24 protein-coding genes are annotated in these 18908 nt (G+C 65.0%); 14 read left to right on the forward strand and 10 right to left on the reverse strand.

Going from position 1 to position 18908, the window contains the following annotated elements; translation table 11 throughout:
• The 3 genes from ENZ75_RS02210 to ENZ75_RS02220 form a co-directional block, all read left to right on the forward strand.
• The coding region (locus tag ENZ75_RS02210; protein ID WP_128277876.1) for a hypothetical protein at positions 1-451 on the forward strand (451 nt) is incomplete at its 5' end.
• Positions 448-1077, forward strand: a complete 630-nt coding sequence (locus ENZ75_RS02215; RefSeq protein WP_063168643.1) for a hypothetical protein — start codon at positions 448-450, stop codon at positions 1075-1077. The genes ENZ75_RS02210 and ENZ75_RS02215, both read left to right, overlap by 4 nt.
• On the forward strand, positions 1074-1643 hold the full coding sequence (locus ENZ75_RS02220; RefSeq protein WP_013530578.1) for a hypothetical protein: 570 nt from the start codon (positions 1074-1076) through the stop codon (positions 1641-1643). Before ENZ75_RS02215 ends, ENZ75_RS02220 begins: the two co-directional genes overlap by 4 nt.
• A 27-nt stretch (positions 1644-1670) precedes the next feature.
• Here the strand turns inward: ENZ75_RS02220 and ENZ75_RS02225 are convergent, their stop codons facing one another.
• The 5 genes from ENZ75_RS02225 to ENZ75_RS02245 all read right to left on the reverse strand — a co-directional run bounded on the left by ENZ75_RS02225 (position 1671) and on the right by ENZ75_RS02245 (position 7567).
• Positions 1671-2960 (reverse strand): hypothetical protein, encoded by a 1290-nt coding sequence (locus ENZ75_RS02225; protein WP_063168644.1) that lies wholly within the window; start codon positions 2958-2960, stop codon positions 1671-1673.
• Between the two features lie 110 nt (positions 2961-3070).
• Positions 3071-4087, reverse strand: coding sequence for an ABC transporter permease (locus ENZ75_RS02230; RefSeq protein WP_013530576.1), 1017 nt, complete (start codon positions 4085-4087; stop codon positions 3071-3073).
• A complete protein-coding gene (locus tag ENZ75_RS02235) occupies positions 4084-5652 on the reverse strand; it encodes a sugar ABC transporter ATP-binding protein (RefSeq protein ID WP_063168645.1) in 1569 nt (522 codons plus the stop codon). Before ENZ75_RS02235 ends, ENZ75_RS02230 begins: the two co-directional genes overlap by 4 nt.
• A gap of 97 nt (positions 5653-5749) precedes the next feature.
• Positions 5750-6697: a substrate-binding domain-containing protein gene (locus tag ENZ75_RS02240; protein WP_013530574.1), complete on the reverse strand. Its 948-nt coding sequence runs from the start codon at positions 6695-6697 to the stop codon at positions 5750-5752.
• Positions 6698-7003: 306 nt separating this feature from the next.
• A complete protein-coding gene (locus tag ENZ75_RS02245) occupies positions 7004-7567 on the reverse strand; it encodes a dienelactone hydrolase family protein (RefSeq protein ID WP_024501764.1) in 564 nt (187 codons plus the stop codon).
• Positions 7568-7692: 125 nt separating this feature from the next.
• Between ENZ75_RS02245 and ENZ75_RS02250 the strand changes: the two genes are divergently transcribed.
• A complete protein-coding gene (locus ENZ75_RS02250) occupies positions 7693-8391 on the forward strand; it encodes a RibD family protein (protein ID WP_063168646.1) in 699 nt (232 codons plus the stop codon).
• An 89-nt stretch (positions 8392-8480) separates the two neighbouring features.
• Here ENZ75_RS02250 and ENZ75_RS02255 read toward each other — a convergent pair whose 3' ends face one another.
• Positions 8481-9365, reverse strand: a complete 885-nt coding sequence (locus tag ENZ75_RS02255; RefSeq protein ID WP_063168647.1) for an SDR family oxidoreductase — start codon at positions 9363-9365, stop codon at positions 8481-8483.
• A gap of 78 nt (positions 9366-9443) precedes the next feature.
• Between ENZ75_RS02255 and ENZ75_RS02260 the strand changes: the two genes are divergently transcribed.
• Positions 9444-10286 (forward strand): helix-turn-helix transcriptional regulator, encoded by an 843-nt coding sequence (locus tag ENZ75_RS02260; protein WP_063168648.1) that lies wholly within the window; start codon positions 9444-9446, stop codon positions 10284-10286.
• A gap of 41 nt (positions 10287-10327) precedes the next feature.
• Here ENZ75_RS02260 and ENZ75_RS02265 read toward each other — a convergent pair whose 3' ends face one another.
• On the reverse strand, positions 10328-10774 hold the full coding sequence (locus ENZ75_RS02265) for an SRPBCC domain-containing protein (RefSeq protein WP_063168649.1): 447 nt from the start codon (positions 10772-10774) through the stop codon (positions 10328-10330).
• 158 nt (positions 10775-10932) lie between these two features.
• Between ENZ75_RS02265 and ENZ75_RS02270 the strand changes: the two genes are divergently transcribed.
• Both ENZ75_RS02270 and ENZ75_RS02275 read left to right on the forward strand, forming a co-directional pair.
• Entirely contained in the window at positions 10933-11685 is a 753-nt protein-coding gene (locus ENZ75_RS02270; protein ID WP_063170295.1) for a pseudouridine synthase, read from the forward strand.
• Between the two features lie 120 nt (positions 11686-11805).
• On the forward strand, positions 11806-12207 hold the full coding sequence (locus tag ENZ75_RS02275; protein ID WP_013530567.1) for a VOC family protein: 402 nt from the start codon (positions 11806-11808) through the stop codon (positions 12205-12207).
• 30 nt (positions 12208-12237) lie between these two features.
• Here the strand turns inward: ENZ75_RS02275 and ENZ75_RS02280 are convergent, their stop codons facing one another.
• Positions 12238-12819, reverse strand: coding sequence for a histidine phosphatase family protein (locus ENZ75_RS02280; protein ID WP_063168650.1), 582 nt, complete (start codon positions 12817-12819; stop codon positions 12238-12240).
• Between the two features lie 208 nt (positions 12820-13027).
• Here ENZ75_RS02280 and ENZ75_RS02285 point away from each other — a divergent pair, with 208 nt between their 5' ends.
• From ENZ75_RS02285 to ENZ75_RS02295, 3 genes are all read left to right on the forward strand, one after another.
• Positions 13028-13477, forward strand: a complete 450-nt coding sequence (locus tag ENZ75_RS02285; protein ID WP_027160859.1) for a universal stress protein — start codon at positions 13028-13030, stop codon at positions 13475-13477.
• A gap of 86 nt (positions 13478-13563) precedes the next feature.
• Entirely contained in the window at positions 13564-13854 is a 291-nt protein-coding gene (locus ENZ75_RS02290; RefSeq protein ID WP_013530564.1) for a DUF1778 domain-containing protein, read from the forward strand.
• Positions 13851-14345 carry a GNAT family N-acetyltransferase gene (locus ENZ75_RS02295; protein WP_063168651.1) on the forward strand — a complete coding sequence of 165 codons (495 nt, stop codon included), beginning with the start codon at positions 13851-13853 and terminating at the stop codon, positions 14343-14345. Before ENZ75_RS02290 ends, ENZ75_RS02295 begins: the two co-directional genes overlap by 4 nt.
• Before the next feature lie 35 nt (positions 14346-14380).
• Here ENZ75_RS02295 and ENZ75_RS02300 read toward each other — a convergent pair whose 3' ends face one another.
• Together ENZ75_RS02300 and ENZ75_RS02305 are read right to left on the reverse strand one after the other, a co-directional pair.
• A complete protein-coding gene (locus tag ENZ75_RS02300; RefSeq protein ID WP_063168652.1) occupies positions 14381-15130 on the reverse strand; it encodes a sulfite exporter TauE/SafE family protein in 750 nt (249 codons plus the stop codon).
• Positions 15131-15151: 21 nt separating this feature from the next.
• Positions 15152-15358, reverse strand: coding sequence for a hypothetical protein (locus ENZ75_RS02305; RefSeq protein WP_063168653.1), 207 nt, complete (start codon positions 15356-15358; stop codon positions 15152-15154).
• A 137-nt stretch (positions 15359-15495) separates the two neighbouring features.
• Here ENZ75_RS02305 and ENZ75_RS02310 point away from each other — a divergent pair, with 137 nt between their 5' ends.
• The 4 genes from ENZ75_RS02310 to ENZ75_RS02325 form a co-directional block, all read left to right on the forward strand.
• Positions 15496-16368: a LysR substrate-binding domain-containing protein gene (locus ENZ75_RS02310; RefSeq protein ID WP_063170296.1), complete on the forward strand. Its 873-nt coding sequence runs from the start codon at positions 15496-15498 to the stop codon at positions 16366-16368.
• A 131-nt stretch (positions 16369-16499) separates the two neighbouring features.
• Complete coding sequence (locus ENZ75_RS02315) at positions 16500-17000, forward strand: Lrp/AsnC family transcriptional regulator (RefSeq protein ID WP_024501775.1); 501 nt, start codon at positions 16500-16502, stop codon at positions 16998-17000.
• Positions 16997-18160, forward strand: a complete 1164-nt coding sequence (locus tag ENZ75_RS02320) for a saccharopine dehydrogenase family protein (RefSeq protein WP_063168654.1) — start codon at positions 16997-16999, stop codon at positions 18158-18160. The genes ENZ75_RS02315 and ENZ75_RS02320 overlap by 4 nt, the downstream gene beginning before the upstream one ends.
• A 110-nt stretch (positions 18161-18270) precedes the next feature.
• Positions 18271-18908 (forward strand): ABC transporter substrate-binding protein (locus ENZ75_RS02325; protein WP_164887712.1); only part of this gene is annotated, 638 nt, incomplete at its 3' end.

Consider the following 18908-nt stretch of genomic DNA (forward strand, 5'->3'; position numbering starts at 1 on the left):
GCCCGATGCCGCCATCGATGCCGGGCGCTGGCGGGGCCAGCCCGCGCGCGCCTATGGCAGCCGCGCCAAACTCTATGGCGTGGCGCTGAAACCAGGCCAGAAGGCGCTGGTGTTGGAGGCCGATCTGACCAATCGCACGGCGCAATCCGACAAGGCTTATTTCAACGTCTTCAAGCCGGACGGGATCGACCTGCCCGATTCCACGCCGATGATCGCGCTGGCCCGCGATTCGACGCTGACGCCGGAACTGCATCCCGGCATGACCGAACGCATGGCCTATGTCTGGCCGCTTGCCGGTAACGCCGCCGTGCCGGCAAATCTCAGCTTCGGCGTCACCGCCGAGATCTTCAAGCCGCGCGACAATCTTTACGGCACGCCGGGCTGGTTCAATTCCTATCGGCTCGGCACCGTCACCATGCCGGTCGCCGACCTGCCCGAGAGCGGCTCATGAGGATCCGCGCCATCGGCAATCTCCTGATCGTCGCCGCCACCGTGGTGCTCAGCTACGGCATGCAGGTGTCGAAGCCGCATTATGCCGAACTCACCGCGCCGATCCCCATTGATGGCGCCATGCACGACACGGTGCGGGCGCGCAGCTTCGATGTCCGCCTCGACAGAATGGTCTTTGCGCGCACGCTGAAGACCAACCAGTTCGGCCAGGAAAGGCTGCTGACCACCAGCGGACTGTGGGCGGTGGCAGCGACCAATCTCACCGCCACCAGCACCTCCACCACGGTCGCCGACGGCACCTGGCAAGGCCCGACCGGCCTGCGCTACCGCCAGACGGAGCGGCTCAGCTATCGCCAGGATATGCCGCCACATGCCGTCGATCCAGGGCTGGAGAGAAGCGGCCTGTTCGTCTTCGAGTTGCCGGCCGACCAGATCCGAGGCGCCAGCCTGCTTATCGCCGCACGTCAGTTCGGCCCGCTCGACGCCCAGGCTCGCATCAGCCTCGATGCCGTTCCGACCGGTGCCGATGGTCAACCGGCGGATGTCTTGCCGCTATACGATCTCGACGCTCCTGCACCGCCGCAGGGCCAGACACGGCAGGGCCAGACACGGCAGGGCAAGACATGAGCGCGGTTTCAACCGACATCGACCCAGCCGGCGGTGGCGAGAAAAAATGGCGACGGCGCGGTCTTGCCGCGCTCGCTATCCTGCTGCCGCTGACGCTGGCCGAAACCAGCTATGAGAGCATCCGTGAATGGCTGCATGGCGAGGACCTCATCGCCAGGGATGTCGAGTTTGGCCAAGGCGCGCCGTTCGGCGGCAGCGAATGGCGGCTGGCCGATTTGCGCGGCGGCAAGGCCGGCCGCTTGCCCGAGCATGCCTTGGCCGTCATCGCCACCTTCGCCGTCACGGTCGGCGATCCCGATCTGCAAAAGCAGTGGCTGGGCTGCAAGGTGATGCTGACCGACGCCGCCGGCCGCCGCTGGCTGCCCGACTTCATCTCCGGCGTCAGCCTGCCGGACGGCGTGATGAACTGCACCTCGGCGATCTTCTCCGGCGCCAAAAAGGGCGAAATCATCAGCGTCGGCGAGACCTTCATCGTGCCCGAGGATGCCATCGAGACCATCCGCCCAGCCATTGGCCTGGGCAGCGAGCGCCCCTGGTTCCTGCGTTTTCAGCGGCCGCCGAAGTGACAGCATCCTTCTCCCCGTAAAGAAAGCTCATTTCCCCGCCCGCTTCGCCATCGAAAACGCCGTCTCCAGCACGGCGGCGAGAAAGCATATGCGCAGCGGCTCGATCAGGATGCCGGTGGAGGAATCCTGGAACGGGCTGCCGAAGAGCAGCGTCACGGCATGCGAAAAAATCTGCCAGATATCGAGCTCGTGTGGACCGATCAGCCGCGTCGCGCCGAGCCACAGCCAGGCCGCGCCCCAGTCGAGCAACCGGTAGCCGACCACCAGCGTGCACAACAGCACCAGGCTGGCGCTGACCGTCAGCCGCACGCCGTTGGCGATCGGCAGATAGCGCGAGCGGTAGCCGGCGATGAAATGCTCGACGAAATCGCGCAGGAATTTCGGCAGGCCGGCATAGCGCCGGCCGGCACGCTCCAGCCGGCCATGCACGCGCATCAGGGCAGCATCGTCGCGCACATCATAGCCGTAGATCAGCGCCGCCATCACCAGCCAGATCAGCGGCAGGAGCATGAAGAAGAACAGGTTGATCGCAGCCGTCGACGGCGCGATCGAGGAGATCTCGACCGGCACCATGGGTGCGGCCGAGGCCATCGGCACCGGGTTTGCCAGCCCGTCCACCGATGCCTGCAGGGCCGACCAGAAATTGCGGCTCATCAGCCATTGCAGGGCCGAATCCTTCCATCGGCTGATCACGTAGAGACCGACGAAGATCCAGTTGGTCTCGCAGATCACCACCACGATCTGCCAGAACGACTCCGCACCTGTCTTAGCCTGCATGAATTTGGCCAGCCGGCGGATCAGCCAGGACACCGCCACGGAGACCAGCAGCCAGCGCGAGTCGAGCACGTCGAGCACATCAGCGCTCTGGCCGAAATCGGCCTGGTCGAGTGTTTCGCGCGAATACTGCCGCACGACGTCGCCCAGAAATCCCCAGGCGGCATAATAGGCGAAGAACGGCAGAAGCGCGATGGTGATCATCCGCACCAGCCGCGAGCCGCGCCGGTCAGCCTCGGCACCCGGCTTCGTTTGCGTCTCGGTGGTTGCGGCCTTGTCGGCGCCGCGCTGCGCGGCCACCACATGCGGCAGGCCGGGGCGCAGCACGTGGAACATTGCCACCGTCACCACCAGCTGCGCCAGCGCCACCAGCGTCAGCATCGCCAACCCGGCGAAGTGATTGGCCAGCGCCACCTTCGCCGCCAGCAGCATGAGGAGATCGCCGACCATCACGCCGGCCAGCACGAGTGCCATGAGCTGCGGCCAGAACCGCCGCAGCAGCGAAAAACCTAGGGTGATCGGTCTGATGATATCGGCAAACATGAGGTTCTCTCACGATGCCACCCGCCAAAACCTTTCTAGCAAAGCATGATTGTTTTGCAAGGAATGGGGCTCCCCTTCTCCAACAGAGGGAGAAGGGAGAACCGTCCCCCTCACCTTCTTACCCTCGACTTCAGCCACCGATCAAACGCCACCGCCAGGATCAGGATGAGCCCGATGACGATGCTTTGCGTGTAGGACGAGACGTTGTTGAACTGCAGCCCGTTCTGCAGCACGCCGATCAGCGCCGCGCCCACCACCGTGCCGCCGACCGAGCCGATGCCGCCGAACAGCGAGGTGCCGCCGATGACGACGGCCGAAATGACGGTCAGTTCGTAGCCGATGCCCGCCACCGCTTCCGAGGAGTTCAGCCTGGCCGACAGCACGAAGGCCGCGAGCCCGGCGAAGAAGCCGACAATGACGTAGACCGAGACCAGGATGCGGTCGACGCGCAGGCCCGACAGCCGCGCTGCTTCCGCATTACCGCCGACGGCATAGACGGCGCGGCCATAGCGCGTGTAGCGCAGCACGATGTGGCACAGGATGGCGGCCGCCGCGAAGATCAGCGCCGGCACCGGCACCGGGCCGATCAGCCCGGTACCGAACCAGCGCATCGAGGCGTCGAAGCCCGAGATCGGGCCGCCATTGGAGATGGTCAGTGTCAGCCCGCGAAACACCGTCAGCCCGCCCAGCGTGACGACGAAGGGCGGCACTTTCAGCCGGGTGATGACAAGCCCCTGCACGCCGCCGGCAGCGGCTCCGACGATGATGGCGGCCAGCAGCGCGGCGAACCAGCCGAACCCTTGCGTGCCGCTCGTCGACAGCGACAGCGTGTTGGCCGTGCCGCCCTTGGCGACCACGGCGGCGACCATGCCGCAGAAGGCGAGCAGCGAGCCGACCGACAGGTCGATGCCGGCGGTAAGGATGACGAAGGTCATGCCGAGCGCGATCAGCCCGGTGATCGAGATCTGCCTTGTGATGTTGAACAGGTTGATCGGGTCCATGAAGCTCGGCTTCAGCACCGTGAAGACGATGATCAGCGCCACCAGGAACAGCAGCGGCCCGAAGCTCATCAAAAGCCGCGCGAAGTTGATGCCGCCGCGCTGATCCTGCTCCCCCGCCACGCTCATAGTGTCTCCTTGCGGTCGAGTGCCATCAGTTCCATCAGTCTTTCCTCGTTTGCTTCGACGCCCGGCATCTGGCCGGTGATGCGTCCGCGGCGCATGGTGACGATGCGGTCCGAAACCGCCAGCACCTCGGGCAGTTCGGACGAGATCATCATCACCGCAATGCCGCGCGCCGCAAGCTGCACCAGGATCTGGTGCACCTCGGTCTTGGCGCCGACATCGACGCCGCGCGTCGGCTCGTCGACGATCAGCACTTTCGGATCGCGCGCGAGCCAGCGCGCCAGGATCACCTTTTGCTGGTTGCCGCCCGACAGGCCCTCGATCGCCTGCTCGGCCGAAGCCATGCGGATCGACAGCATCTTTCGAAACCCGGACAGCGCATCGCGCTCGCGCCGCTCGGCCATGAAGCCGAAACCGTTGCTGAAGCTGCCCAGCGAAGCGATGGAGAAATTCGGCAGGATGCCCAGCGCGGCAAAGATCGCCTGGTGCTTGCGGTCCTCCGGCACCAGGCCGATGCCGAGGGCAATGGCGTCCGCGGGTGATGACGGGGCGATCGGCTTGCCGTCGAGCGTGATGGTGCCGGCCGCGATGCGGTCGGCGCCGAAGATAGCGCGCGCCAGTTCGGTGCGGCCTGAGCCGACAAGCCCGGCAACGCCGAGGATTTCACCGGCCTTGAGGTCTATGTCGACGCCGTCGAGCACGATGGCGTGCGGCGCCTCGGGGTCGCGCACAGTGCGCAGGCCGCGCACCGACAGCACGACATCGCCGGCCACCGCGCGTTGCGCCGGCCGGGCGTAGAGCTCGGACGCCGCGCGGCCGACCATCTTCTCGATGATTTTGGGCAGCGCGATCGGCCCGCCTTCACGGTTAAGGTGGCCGGCAAGCCTGCCGTCGCGCAGCACCGTCATGCGATCGCATATGGCGGACGCTTCCTCCAGCCGGTGGGTGACGAACATAATGGCGACCCTGTCCTTGCGCAGCCGGTCCATGATCGACAGCAGCCGCTGCACCTCGGTCTCGGTCAGCGCCGAGGTCGGCTCATCCATGATGATCAGCCGGCTTTCCAGCGACAGCGCCCGAGCAATCTCGACCAGTTGCTGCTCGGCCACGGACAATGCCGAGACCGGCGTCATCGGGTCTATGGAGAGACCGACGCGGGCGATGATCGTGCGGGAATCTTCCTCCATCTTGCGCCAACTCACCAGCCCGAGCGGGCCGATCGGCGCGCGGCCGATGAAAATGTTCTCCGCCACGGTCAGCGTCGGGATCAGGCTCAGTTCCTGATAGATGGTGACGATGCCAAGCCGCTTGGCATCCTGCGGGCTGGAGGGATGATAATCGGCACCGTCGAAAGTGATGCGGCCGCCCGATGGCGGCATCACACCCGACAGGATTTTCAAGAGCGTCGATTTGCCGGCGCCGTTTTCGCCCAGCAGGCCGAGGATCTCGCCGGGGCGGATATCGAGCGAGACATCGCTGAGCGCCGTCACGCCGGCGAAATGCTTGGTGATGCCTTCGACGGCAAGCAGGATGGGTTCGGGCGAGGCGGCTTCAGCGGCTGGCGGCAAGGGTGGCTCCTTCCATGCAGTTGATGTCGCCTGTCAGCGCTTGAACGCCCCCCTCTGTCCTGCCGGCTTTGCCAATCGGCCGATCCCCGCCAAACCCCTACTTCGTCTCGCCAATCCGCTCTGCCTTGTCGAGATTGTCCTTGCCGATGACGATTGGCGTCAGCAGCACCAGCTTCTCCTTCGGCTCGGTCTTGTCCTTGGCAAAGGCCACCGCGATGCGCACCGCAGTGCGCGACTGCTCGCCGGGGAATTGCTCGACGGTGCCCGCAAGCTTGCCGTCGCGCACGGCGACCAGCGCTTCGGGCAGTGCATCGAAGCCGTAGATCTTGACGTCGGTGAAGTTGCGCGCGGCACAAGCCTCCATGGCGCCCAGCGCCATGTCGTCATTGGCGCAGACGATGGCGTCGGGTTTGCCGTTGGCGGCAAGGCCAGCCTCGGTCACCGACAGCGCCTCGGCGCGGGCGAAGTTGGCGGTCTGCTCGAAGACGATCTGATACTTGTCCTTCAGAGGATCGAGCACATTGTGCACGCCCTTGTTGCGGTCGATCGCCGGGCCGGCGCCGGGCTGGCCCTGCAGATGGAACAGCTTGGCACCGTTGGGAAACGCCGCCACCACGGCGTTGGCTTCCGCCTCGCCGCCCTTCACATTGTCGGCGCCGACATGGGCGAGGATGCCCTCGACGCCGTCTACGCGGCGGTCGATCGTCACCACGGGAACGCCGGCCTTGACCGCTTCCTCGATGGCCGGCGCCAGGGCGTTGACGTCGAGCGGCGAGATGACGATGGCGTTGACCTTCTGCACCAGGGCGGCCTCGATGTCGGCGGTCTGCTTGGTGGCCGAGTTCTGGCCGTCGCTTTCGGTCAGATTGACGCCTTGCGTGGCGGCTTCCGCCTTGATCTCGTTCAGCATGTGCACGAAGAACGGAAAGCCGAGACTGGGCACCGAGCCAAGGATAGTGAGCTTGTCCTGCGCAAACACAGAAGGCGCGGCAACCATCATGGCGCCGAAAGCCGCGGACGACAGCAGGAATTCACGTCTGTTCATGGGATCCTCCTCCACAAGAACGCACGACCCGAAAACCGGGATCGGTTTCAGGAAGGATCATGCGTCGGTTCAAAGTGTGGAGCATCCTCCCTGCGCCCGAAAACGCATGCCGCTCCAGCTGGCCGCCGCTGTAAAAAGAGCCTCCCACCGACGCCTGCGCAGGGATGCTAACCCAGGGCCAACCATTTGTGCAACATCGATATAACAGCGGTGCCAGGCAAATTATCGGAATTGTCGGATTTTGGATTTCCGGCGTGGGGGCCGCTTTGTCGGAAGACCTCCAATGCAAGGCCGCCCCTCTGCTTCTCAATCCAGGAACGCCAGAACACGCTGCCAAAGCAGCGCCGCGGCTGTGTCGTTGTAGTCGGGCAGAGCTGGATCCGAGAAATAATGTCCCGAGTTTGGATAGCGGAAGATCCGCACATCGGTTTGCGCGGCCTCGGCGGCGTGCTGCCAGGCGCGGACATCCGGCTCGGGGAAGAACGGATCGGTGTCGGCGACATGCAATTGAACCGGCAGGCCGGGCCGGATGTTCGCAGGCACGGTTGCCAGCCCATGCAACAGCAGCACCTTGGCCGTCAGCGGCCGCAAGGCCCAGACTGACGCGACCACGCCTGCACCCATCGAAATCCCCGCCAGCACCGTATCGCCGGGCGTCGAGGCCAGGGCATCGCGCGCCCTTTGGCAAATGACCTCCCAGCCGATCCGCGCCTTGATCGCGAAGCCTTGCTCGAGATCGTCCGTCGCCACGCCCGCATAGAGGTCCGGCAGCGAAACGGCGTGACCGGCGGCGCCCAGCTTTCCAGCGAGATGCCGCTCGTGCTCGCGCAGCCCCAGAACCGAATGAAACAGGATTATGTTCGCGGACATCCGGTCATGATACCTGCCGGCACATGCCGTCTCAACGGCTGGGTACGTCATGAGGCGTGCGGCTTCCATTCTCCCGGCGTGGCACTACTTTGGACTGAACCCAAAGCACTCGACTGGAGAACAACATGAAGCCGCAAATCATCTGCCATATGCTGGCATCCCTTGACGGCAGCCTCCACCCCAGCCGCTATACCTCGAGCCCCGATGGCACCCGGGCCGAGTGGTCGAGCCTCTACGAGCATATCCATAATGATCTCGCGGCTGATGCCTGGATCGTCGGGCGCGTCACCATGGCCGAGATGAGCAAGGCCGGCGCGCATCCGCCGGCCAATGCCGGCAAGGTCGACCGGCCCTATCATTTCGCGCAAATAGGTGCGGGTTATGCCGTGGCGCTCGATGCCTCGGGCAAGCTTCATTTTTCCAAACCCGACATCGGTGGCGACCATGTCGTGGTGCTGCTTGGGCGCGACGTTGCCGACAGCCATTTGGCAGAGCTTGCCGCCGACGGCGTGTCCTATATCGTCGCGGAAACCGGCGATATCGATCTCGCCGCGATGCTTGAGGTCCTCGGACGCGAACTCGGCATAAGCCGGCTGCTGCTCGAGGGCGGCGCCAGCATCAACGGTTCCTTCCTCGCCGCCGGGCTCGTCGATGAATTGAGCCTTCTCGTTGCACCCGCGATCGACGGACGGGCCGCCAATCAGGGTTTCGTCGAGTTCGGCGAGAGCGGCCTGGCGGGCAAGACGCAGCTGTCCCTGAAGAGCTGCGAGGCGCTGGCGCATGGGCTCGTCCATCTGCGCTACGCGGTCAGCCCTGGAGCATAATCCCGAAAGGTCGCGGCGTGGCCCAGGGTCTCCGCGACGGGGCTGACGAAGTCAGAGACTTCGGCTCACCTCGAGCGTTGCTAAGCGCATCAATACCGCATGGCGTCGAGATCGGCGATCAGCGTCGGGCCGGTGGGGTGCCAGCCGAGCCGTGCCTGGGTCAGAGCGCTGGAGGCCGGCAGATCCATCGGCGCGAACATCGCCATCCAGCCGAAATGCTCCGCCGCCTTTTCCGGCGCAATGGAAACCACCGGCAATTTCAAACCCCGGCCGAGCGCCTCGGCGATAGCGCGCACTTCGACACCTTCCTCGCCGACCGCGTGATAGCGCGCGCCCGGCTGCCGCTTTTCCACGGCGAGCCGGTAAAGCCGCGCCGCATCGAGGAGGTGGCCCGCGGAGTAGCGATTGCGGCCGTCGCCGACATAGGCCGAGACGCCCCTTTCACGCGCGATCTCGATGAGCGGCGTGATAAGGCCTTGCTTGACCGGATTGTGGACCTGCGGCAGCCGCACCACCGACACATTGATGCCGGCGTCCAGCAAGGCATTGCCGGCCAGCTCCGAGGCGATGCGCGGATTGGGATGGCTGGCGTTGAAGACGTCCTCGATCGCCAACTGGCCATGCCCGGGGCTGCCCATGCCGACGCCAGAGGTGATCACCAGCGGCCGGTCGGAGCCGGCGAGCGCGGCGCCCAGTGCGGCGATGACGCGTTTGTCCTTTTCGCAATTCTCGGCAAACCGCGAAAAATCGTGGTCGAATGCCGTGTGGATCACGCCGTCCGCCTTGGCCGCGCCATCGCACAGCCCTTCGGGCTCCTCGAGCGTTCCGCGATGCACTTCAGCACCGGCGGCGGCCAGCGCCTCGGCGCCGGCGTCGGAGCGGGTCACGCCGACCACCTGATGGCCTGCCTTGATGAGTTCGGGAACGATCGCGGAACCGATGAAACCGGTCGCGCCGGTGAGAAAGATACGCATGCAAAATCTCCTGTACAGTTGCCTGCGTAATATTGCCGGTCTATTATTCTATTAAAGTAGTGATCTTATCGTGGTATAATGGCTAACAGGATGCCTTCCAATTCCGGCTCACTAGCAGCGTTCCTCAAAGACCGGCGCACCCGGCTTGATCCCGCATCATTCGGGTTTTCCGGACGCAGACGCACGCCGGGGCTGCGCCGCGAAGAGGTCGCACAGCGCGCCAACATCAGCCCGACCTGGTACACATGGCTGGAACAGGGCCGCGGCGGCGCACCCTCGGCCGATGTCCTCAACCGCATCGCCAAGGGGCTGCTGCTGACCGAGGCGGAGCGCGAACATCTTTTCATGCTCGGGCTGGGGCGCCCGCCCGAGGTCCGCTACAGGGGCGTCGAAGGCGTCAGCCCCCGGCTGCAGCGCCTCATCGACACGCTCGATGCCAGCCCCGCCATAGTCAGGACCGCCACCTGGGACGTCGTTGCCTGGAACCGTGCCGCGAGGGTCGTGCTGACCGACTACAGCACCCTGCCCGAGGGCGAGCGCAACATTCTGCGCTTCATGTTCCTCAGTCCCCATATCCGCGCCAGGCAGCACGACTGGCAAAACCTCGCCCGTTTCGTGGTGGGCGCGTTCCGGGCCGATGCGGCACGCGCCGGTGCTGTCTCCGAGGTGCGTGAACTCGTCGACGAACTCTGCAGCGCCAGCCCCGAGTTTGCCGCCCTGTGGCGGGAAAACGGCGTGCTCAGCCATGGCGACGGGACAAAGCGCCTGAAGCACCCGGAACTTGGCGATATCGAACTGGAATATTCGGGCTTCGCGGTCGACGGCCGGCCGGATTTGAGCCTGACCGTCTACAACCCGGTCGACAGCGCCGTCGCCGACCGTATTCGCACGCTGGCCCTCACCCGACACCCCAAAGAGTAAGGGCGGGACGACCTATCCGCTGCGATGACTCCCGCCCGCTCTCAAGCGCGCTCGCAGACCGCCTTCAGGATCTGCAAGGTCGGTCCCCAGTAGAGATTGGCGTGCGGACGGATCGCCGGTTCGGCGAAGTCGCTGAGCGTCAGTGTCAACAGTGTTCCCCCATCCGCCGGCGCCAGGTCGAAGCTGACCACGGTGTGATTTTCGGGCACGTCCGCCAGACGCGAGGCCGACAGCGTGCTCCAATAGCTGTAGGCGAAGCTCATTCCCGGCTCAAAAGTGCGGATGGTGCCGTGGTTTTCGAACGGTATTCCGTGCAGCAGTCCGCGCATGACGATCGCGCCGCCGGCCTGCCCTTGCAGGCTGACGGTCAACTCCTCGTCGGACATCCATTGCGGGATCATTTCTGGCGTCGTTAGTATCCGCCAGACCTTGGCCGGCACGGCACCGATGACGACGGTCTTGGTTATCGGCGCAGCGGACTCACTCATGGGGTGCAGATTATAGCGGATGCGGCGGCGACAATATCGCTGTTCCAGGCGGTACGGATGCCGCCATTGCCCCTTGCCCTGTATAGGAAGACAGCACCACGCTTGCGAAGCCATTGCAGCCCGTGGCATCTGTCGGCTCCACCAGCGCAGACGGCACCATGACACCACGGCAGACACGGCAGAGCGGCAGGCAGGGGGCGCCCGGCGTCAGTCTCAACCGGGCGCTGTCGAAGCTCGGCCTGTGCTCGCGCACACAGGCCGAGGTGCTGATCGCCGAAGGCCGCGTGCGCGTCGGCGGCAAGGTGGTGCGCGATGCGGCGCTGCGCGTCGACCTCGACCGCGACCGCATCGTCGTCGACGACAGGCCGGTGGTTGCCGAGCGCAAGGTCTACCTCATGCTCAACAAGCCGCGCGGGCTGGTCACCACCCGCGACGACCCGCAGCAGCGCGACACCGTCTATGCCTGCCTGGAAGGGCTCGATCTGCCCTTCGTCTCGCCGGTAGGCCGGCTCGACAAAGCCAGCGAAGGCATGCTGCTGATGACCAACGACACCCGGTTTGCCAACCGGCTGATGGACCCGGCCTCGCATCTGCCCAAGACCTATCACGTGCAGATCGGCACGGTGCCGGACGAGGCGATGCTGGAGACGTTACGCGCGGGCGTGACCGTCGACGGCGAGACCCTGACCGCCAGCTCGATCGAACTCTTGCGCAGCGGCGGCCGCACCGCCTGGCTGGAGATCGTGCTCGACGAAGGCCGTAACCGCCACATCCGTCGCCTGCTCGCCGCGCATGGCGTCGAGGTCCTGCGCCTCATCCGCATCGCTATCGGCCGCCTGCCGCTCGGCGACCTCGCCAAGGGTACGGCACGGCATTTGACAGCAGAAGAGTTGGCGCTGCTGAGGGGGTAAGCAGGGCGTGCCGCTGGTGCAGGCGCACGGCGATCCTTCCTGACGGAAAGCTGTCAGCAGGCCTGGCCTATAGGTCGGATGGGAGCCGGCCACGGCTTCAACGATCAGGGAGCCAATGCAATGAATTTCGTCTCCGTCCGCATCATCACGTCGGACGTCCAGCGTCTCGTTCACTTCTACGGTGAGATCACCGGCATGCCCGTGACGGTGTACACGGAAGACTTCGCCGAACTGGCGACGCCGACCTGCACGCTGGCGATCGGCAGCACGCGCACCTTGATGCTGTTCGGCGGCGACATCGCCCGCCCCGCCGACAACCACACCGCCATCATCGAGTTCCGCGTCGGCGACGTCGATGCTGAATTCGCCAGGCTCTCGGACCTCCTCAGGAATATCACTGTGCAGAAGCCGACCACCATGCCCTGGGGCAACCGCTCGCTGCTGTTTCGCGACCCTGACGGCAATCTGGTGAATTTCTTCACGCCGGTAACCGCTGAGGCGATCAGGAAATTCGACAGATAGGCGTAAGCGGCGCCGCTGGCCGAAGCTGCTCTATTTCTGGTTCCATTTCCGGATGACCGGCTCGCTCAAATCATGCTCGTAGCCGAGCACGCTGATGCTGGCCGTATCGAGCACGAGCAGCGCGCCGCCCTCCGGCGGCAGCCCGATCCAGCGCGCCGCCAGCACGCGCAGAAAATGCGCGCTGGAAAACACCAATATGCTGGCATTGGCCTCGCGCAGCCCAGCGATAATCCTGTCGGCCCGCGCGCCGACATCGGCCGCCATCTCGCCCTTTGGACACCCATCGCGAAACACATTCCAGCCGCGGCGCTCGGCCAGGATCTGTTTTGTCGTCAGCCCCTCATAGGCGCCATAGTCCCACTCCTGCAGATCGTCCTTCTTGACGCTCTGCGCGCCGAAGCCGGCCAGTACGCTGGTGTTGTAGGCGCGCTGCGACGGGCTCGACCATACGGCCGAAAAAGACAGGCCCTCGAGCCTGTCCGCGAGACCCCGCGCGGCGGCCTCGCCAACCGGGGTCAACGGCATGTCGGTGCGGCCGGTATGCTGCCCCGAAAGGCTCCATGCCGTTTCACCATGCCGGACCAGATGGATTTGCGGATACGGGTTGCTCATGGACTGCCTTTCAATGTCACCGGCACCTTAGGCGACGATGCGGCAAAGGGGAATCCGCTTGGTACAAGACTGCGTGGTCGCCTGGCCTTGATCCGCGGCGGGGCCGGCCCTGTGATCGGCCCGAGGCCGCAACTATATCAAGGCCAGCCCTCCACAAGGCTCCCGCCACCTCAAGGGCATCGGCCCTTGCGCAACAGGTCATGTCATCATGTACAAACATTTGCTCATCGCCACGGACGGATCGGAACTGGCCGACAAGGGCGTTACCCACGGCCTGACATTGGCCAAGGGCCTCGGCGCCTCTGTTACTTTCATCACCGTCTCCGAACAATTCCCGATCTTCGCCTGGGGCGGCGCCATGGCCGGCTACGCCGCCGGCGATGAACTGGCCGCCTATCAGGAAGAAGCGCGCAAATACGCCAAGGAAGTTCTCGACAAGTGCAAGGCATCGGCCGACGCCGCCGGCGTCTCGGCGGAGGTCGTGCATGTCGAGGACAAAAGGCCCGCCGAAGCCATTCTGGAACTGTCGCAGGCCCTGGGCTGCGACCTGATCGTCATGGCTTCGCACGGCCGCCGCGGACTAGGCAAGCTGCTCCTCGGCAGCCAGACGGCGGAAGTGCTGTCCTACACGGAGATCCCGGTGCTGGTCGTGCGGTAGGGCTACTACGGATCGCATGCTCCATCGAAGCGGGTAATGACAATGTCGTTACGCTGTGCTAGATATGCGCAACGAAGGAGCCGTCCATGCCAACGTCACATCATCCGGTGCCGAAGAGCGTTCCGCTCAACATCCGCGTCAAGCCGGAAGTTCGCAATCTGATCGACCGCGCAGCCGAATTGCTCGGTAAGAATCGCACCGACTTCATGCTTGAAGCCTCGCAACGCGCCGCTGAGGAAGCGTTGCTCAACCGTCTCGTGTTTACCGTCGAACCGGATGTCTACGCTGCGTTTCTGGCACGCCTCGACGCGCCGCCGCAGCCCAACGACCGATTGCGCCGCACGATGACGACAAAGGCTCCGTGGGAAGCTGCGTGACGCTGTCGGTCCCGGTTCCACTCGCGGATCATCACGAACTCGGGGAATTTTCGTCGGGCATTACAGCGCTCGACGATTGGTTGAAAAAACGTGCTCGCACCAATCAAGCGGGCGGTGCATCCCGGACCTATGTGACTTGCAAAGGCAACCGTGTGATTGGCTACTATGCCGTTGCCAGCGGCGCCGTGAAAATGGTCGAAGCTTCCAGCCGTTTCCGGCGCAACATGCCCGATCCGATCCCCGTCGCAGTGCTAGGCAGGTTGGCCGTAGACCAAGCCTATCACGGTCGGGGCATCGGTCGGGCGCTGGTAAGGGATGCCGGTCTACGAATTCTCCAGGCTGCTGAAATACTGGGCATCAAAGGCATAGTGGTGCATGCGATTTCCGACGATGCCCGAGCTTTCTACATCACCATCGGGTTCGAGCCCTCGCCGGTCGAGCCGTTGACACTCATGGTCACGCTCGCTGATCTCAGCGAAAGCATTGGCTGACGACTTCCTGCCAGTGCTCTGGGGAAGTCCGGCGCCTAGAACACCAACTCCCCCACGAGATAGACCCCAAGCGCCAGCAACCCCGCGAAGAACACTTTGCGGAAGGTCTCGACGCTCATCTTCTGGCGCAGCGCCTGGCCGGCGAACATGCCGGCCAGCGCCGGCACAAGGGCTGCGACCGACCCCACCAGTTGCGCACTCGGCGACGCCAGGGCGCCTGCCTTGAACAACCCGATGGCGAGCGCCGCCGTCGACACGGTGAAGGACAGGCCGAGCGCCTGGATCAGGTCTTCTTTCTCCAGCCGCAGCGACTGCAGATAGGGCACCGCCGGGATGACGAAGACGCCGGTGGCGCCGGTGACCAGCCCGGTCGCCACCCCGACCAGCGGTGACATCAAGGCTTCGCGGCGCGCCGGCGTGGTGAAGCCGGCTTTGGCGAGGCCGAGGATCGCATAAAGCACCAGTGCGGCGCCCAGCCCCACTGAGGCCGCGCCCGTATGCGTGCCGGTCAGCAGGCCGGCGCCGGCAACGGTGCCGAGCATCACGCCGGCCATCATCGTCCACAGCCGCTTGCACAGCCGGGCGAAGGACGGGCCGGTCAGCAATTGCCAGAGGTTGGTAACCAGCGACGGGATCAAGAGCAGGGCAGCCGCCTGCGCCGGCGGCATCGTCACCGCCAGCAGGCCCATCGCAACGGTCGGCAGGCCCATGCCGACGACGCCCTTGACGAAGCCGGCGGCGAGGAACACGGCGCCGATCCAGGCGAGGATGCCGGCGCTCAGCATGATCGTATCTTCAGGGCCGGATCAGTCATGCAGCAGCATATCGGTTGCGTCGGCATCCGGGCTGGCGGCCTTTGCCGGCGCCGCATCGCGGCTGGTGGATACGACCGTCGCCGCGCATCCCCGCAGGCCTGATCCCGCTCGCGCCATGGCAAGGCCGGCCACCGCAATGGCCAGCACGATCGCCGTGCTTTCAAGAATGCCGAGCCGGCCTGATGTTCGTTCGTTCATCGCAATTCTCCTTCGAAACTGTTTGACGAAAATCCTGGCCGATCACAATGTGGAAGTTGCGCTGCCAGCCTTCGGCCACGACGAAGGCTGGTTGGCCGACCGCCTTCCCGGCGCTGAATATTCGCAGGAGCAAGAGAATGCGCTTCGATCTGGTCGATCTCCGCCTGTTCCTGCTGGTGGCCGAACGCGGCAGCATCACCCATGGCGCCGAGCTTGCCGGACTGGCCCTGGCGTCGGCCAGCGCCCGCATCAAGGGCATGGAGGAGCGGCTCGGCGCGCCGCTGCTGGAGCGCCGGCGCCGTGGGGTGGTGCCGACGGCGGCCGGACAGGCGCTGCTGCATCATGCGCGCGCGGTGCAGAACCAGATCGAAGCGATGACCGGCGACCTCGCCGCCTATGCCACCGGCCTGCGCGCCCGCGTCCGGCTGATGGCCAACACCGCCGCCACAGCCGAGTTGCTGCGCGAGATCCTGCCCGCCTTCCTTGTCGCGCATCCCGGCATCGACATCGAGCTCGACGAGCGCCCCAGCCATGAGATCGCGCAAGCCGTGGCCAGTGGTGCGGCCGATCTCGGCATCGCCGCCACCTGGGCCGGCCTTGCGCACCTCGAGCAGAAACCGTTCTTCATCGACCGGCTGGTGGTGATCGCCGCGCGAAACCGGCCCGGCCTTGAAGGCCGCACCGTCAACCTCACTGAGCTTCTCGGCGAATCTTTCGTCGGCCTCAGCACCGGCCATGCGCTGCAGGAGCACATCGCCCGCCAGGCGGCCCGCCTTGGCGGCCATCTGCATATCCGCATCCACGTTCCCGGCCTCGACAATGTCTGCCGGCTGGTCGCGCAAGGTGCCGGCATCGCCATCGTGCCGGAAAGTGCCGCCCGCCGCTCGGCGCGGACGCTACGCACACTGCGGCTGACCGATGACTGGGCAACGCGCCAGCTCAACCTCTGCGCCCGCCGCTTCGACGAGTTGACACCGCAGGCAAAATTGCTCGCGACAGCGCTGGCGTGAGCCGGACAGCGAGCACCTATCCCCATCAGCGCTGAATCATTGCCTTGCTTTTCAAATGTTCGTGACGTAGCTTGTTTGCACATTGGCAAAAAAATCGCCAAACTTTTTTCCTTTTGTGAAAGACGGGGACTTTGCGGGAACATCTCGATCTGACCGATCGGCGGCTGGTCAAACAGCTGTCGCAGGACGCCCAGCCGGGCATCAACCGGATCGCCGAGATATTGGCGATTTCGGTGCCGACGGTGCGCTCGCGGCTGCGCAACCTGCTCGACCGCAACCTACTCAAGATCGTCGGGCTGCTGAACCTGACCGAGCGCCCCGAGCTGATCTCCGCCATTGTCGGCATCAATGCCCAAGGGCGCGGCCGGGCCCGCGAACTGGCGCAGCGCATTGCCGAACTGCCTTTCGTCAATTCGGCCTCGGTGGTCACCGGACGCTTCGACATCATCGTCGACGTGACGGTGGCCGGTGACGTCGCCGATCTCTACCGCGTCACCAGCGAACTGATCCCCGGCGCCGGCGAGCCGGGCGAAGTGGTGCGCAGCGAGACCTTCGTCGTCATGGCGTCCTGCAACAAATGGGTCAGCCTGCCGGAAGGCTGCTGGTCGGACGACCGCAAGGAGCCGGCATGAAGATCGCGGTTCTCGGCGGCCTCGGCCTGCAAGGCCGGGCGGCAATCGCCGACCTCGTCGCCAGCGACGGCGTCGAGGAAATTGTCTGCGTCGACACCGCGCCGGACGGCCCTGCCCGGCTTGCCGGCCTGACCGATCTTGCCCGCGTGCGCTTCGTGGTGCCTGAGGGCGCGATCGGCCAGGCCCTGGCCACTGTGCTTGATGATGTCGACGCCGTCATCGACCTGTTGCCGCAGCCGCTGATGCGCGAGGCGGTAAAGGCCGCGATTGCCACGCGCACGCCGCTGGTCACCACCAATTACGCCAAGTCGATCGCCGACCTGGCGCCGGCCGCCGAACAGGCCGGTGTCTCGATCATGACCGAATGCGGGCTCGACCCCGGCATCGACCTCGTGCTCTACGCGCGCGCCGCCAGGCAGTTCGACTCGATTTCTTCGATCGATTCCTATTGCGGCGGCATCCCCGAGCCGCAGGCGATGGCCAAGCCGCTGTGCTACAAGGTGAGCTGGAATTTCGACATGGTCCTGGTCAGCCAGAACCGCGACAGCGTGATGATTGAGGACGGGAACCGTGTCGCGGTGCCTGCCGGCCAGCAGCACGACAATCCGTTCATCCATGAAATCGAGGTTGCCGGTCTCGGCAGGCTCGAAGCCTTCCCCAATGGCGACGCGCTCCACTATGTCGAGATGCTGGACGCCGCAAAAGGGCTGCGCCGCTCCGGCCGCTACACACTGCGCTGGCCGGGATGGTCGGCCTTCTGGGCGCCGTTGAAGGAACTCGGTTTCCTCTCTGAGGACAAGGTGCCCGGCACCTCCAACAGCCCGCGCGAATTCCTTGGCCGGCTGCTCGGCCCGCAATTGCAATACGGCCCCGGCGAAAAGGATCTTTGCGTGATGCGCAATGTCTTTTCCGGCCTCGAAGGCGGCCGCGCCAAGACGGTGACGTCGGACCTGATCATCGAACGCGATCTCGTTTCCGGCCTGTTCGGCATGAGCCTCGGCGTCGGCTATCCCGCCAGCATCGTGGCGCAGATGCTGGCGAGGGGCGAGATCACCAGACCCGGCTTTTTGAACCCGCTGCTGGATGTGCCCGACATCAGGTTCTTCGATGAATTGGCCAGGCGTGGCATCACGGTTTCCGAGACGGTGGCACGGGACTGAGGCGAAAGATTTTCGAACGGTGGCTGCCGCCGGCAACGGCGCTGCCGCTCAAAAAGGAGCCCAAGGAGAACCGCGGGCAGACATTAACGACAACAGGGAGGAATACCGAAATGAAGATTGCCAGACTTTTCATCGCCGGAAGACTTTTCATCGCCGGGCTTGCGCTCGCCGGGCTCACCGCTGCGGCCAGTGCGGGTACGCTCGACGACATCACCAAGCGCGGCGAATTGCGCGTCGCCGTGCAGACCCAGGGACCGCCCTTCTCGCTGGTCGGCGCCAATGGCGAACGCACCGGCAGTTCGGTCGAACTGGCCGAACTGATGGCCAAGGAAATGGGTGTGAAAATCACCTTCCTCGACTTCGACTGGGATGGTTTGATCCCGGCGCTGCTGTCGGGCAAGGCCGACCTGCTGGTCGCCGACATGACACCGACGCTGGCGCGCGGCATGAAGGTCGCGTTCACCACGCCCTACATGTACACGGGCAGCACCGTCTTCACCAAGGCCGACAGCAAGTTCAAGACCACCGAGGACTGCAAGGCCAAGGGCACCAAGATCGCCGTGCTGCTCGGCGCCACCGGCGAGAAGGAAGCCAAGAACGCCTTCCCCGATGCCGACATCAAGAGCTACAAGGGTGGCGGTCCGCTGCTGCTCGACGCCGTCAACAACGGCCAGGCCGACTGCGGCGTCAACGACGTCTCGGCGGTCAAGGGCCAGTCGACCGCCTATCCGGCCGGCACCTTCACCAT

The organism is Mesorhizobium sp. M7A.F.Ca.CA.002.04.1.1 (assembly GCF_004022805.1).
In the GTDB taxonomy this organism is placed as follows: domain Bacteria; phylum Pseudomonadota; class Alphaproteobacteria; order Rhizobiales; family Rhizobiaceae; genus Mesorhizobium; species Mesorhizobium ciceri.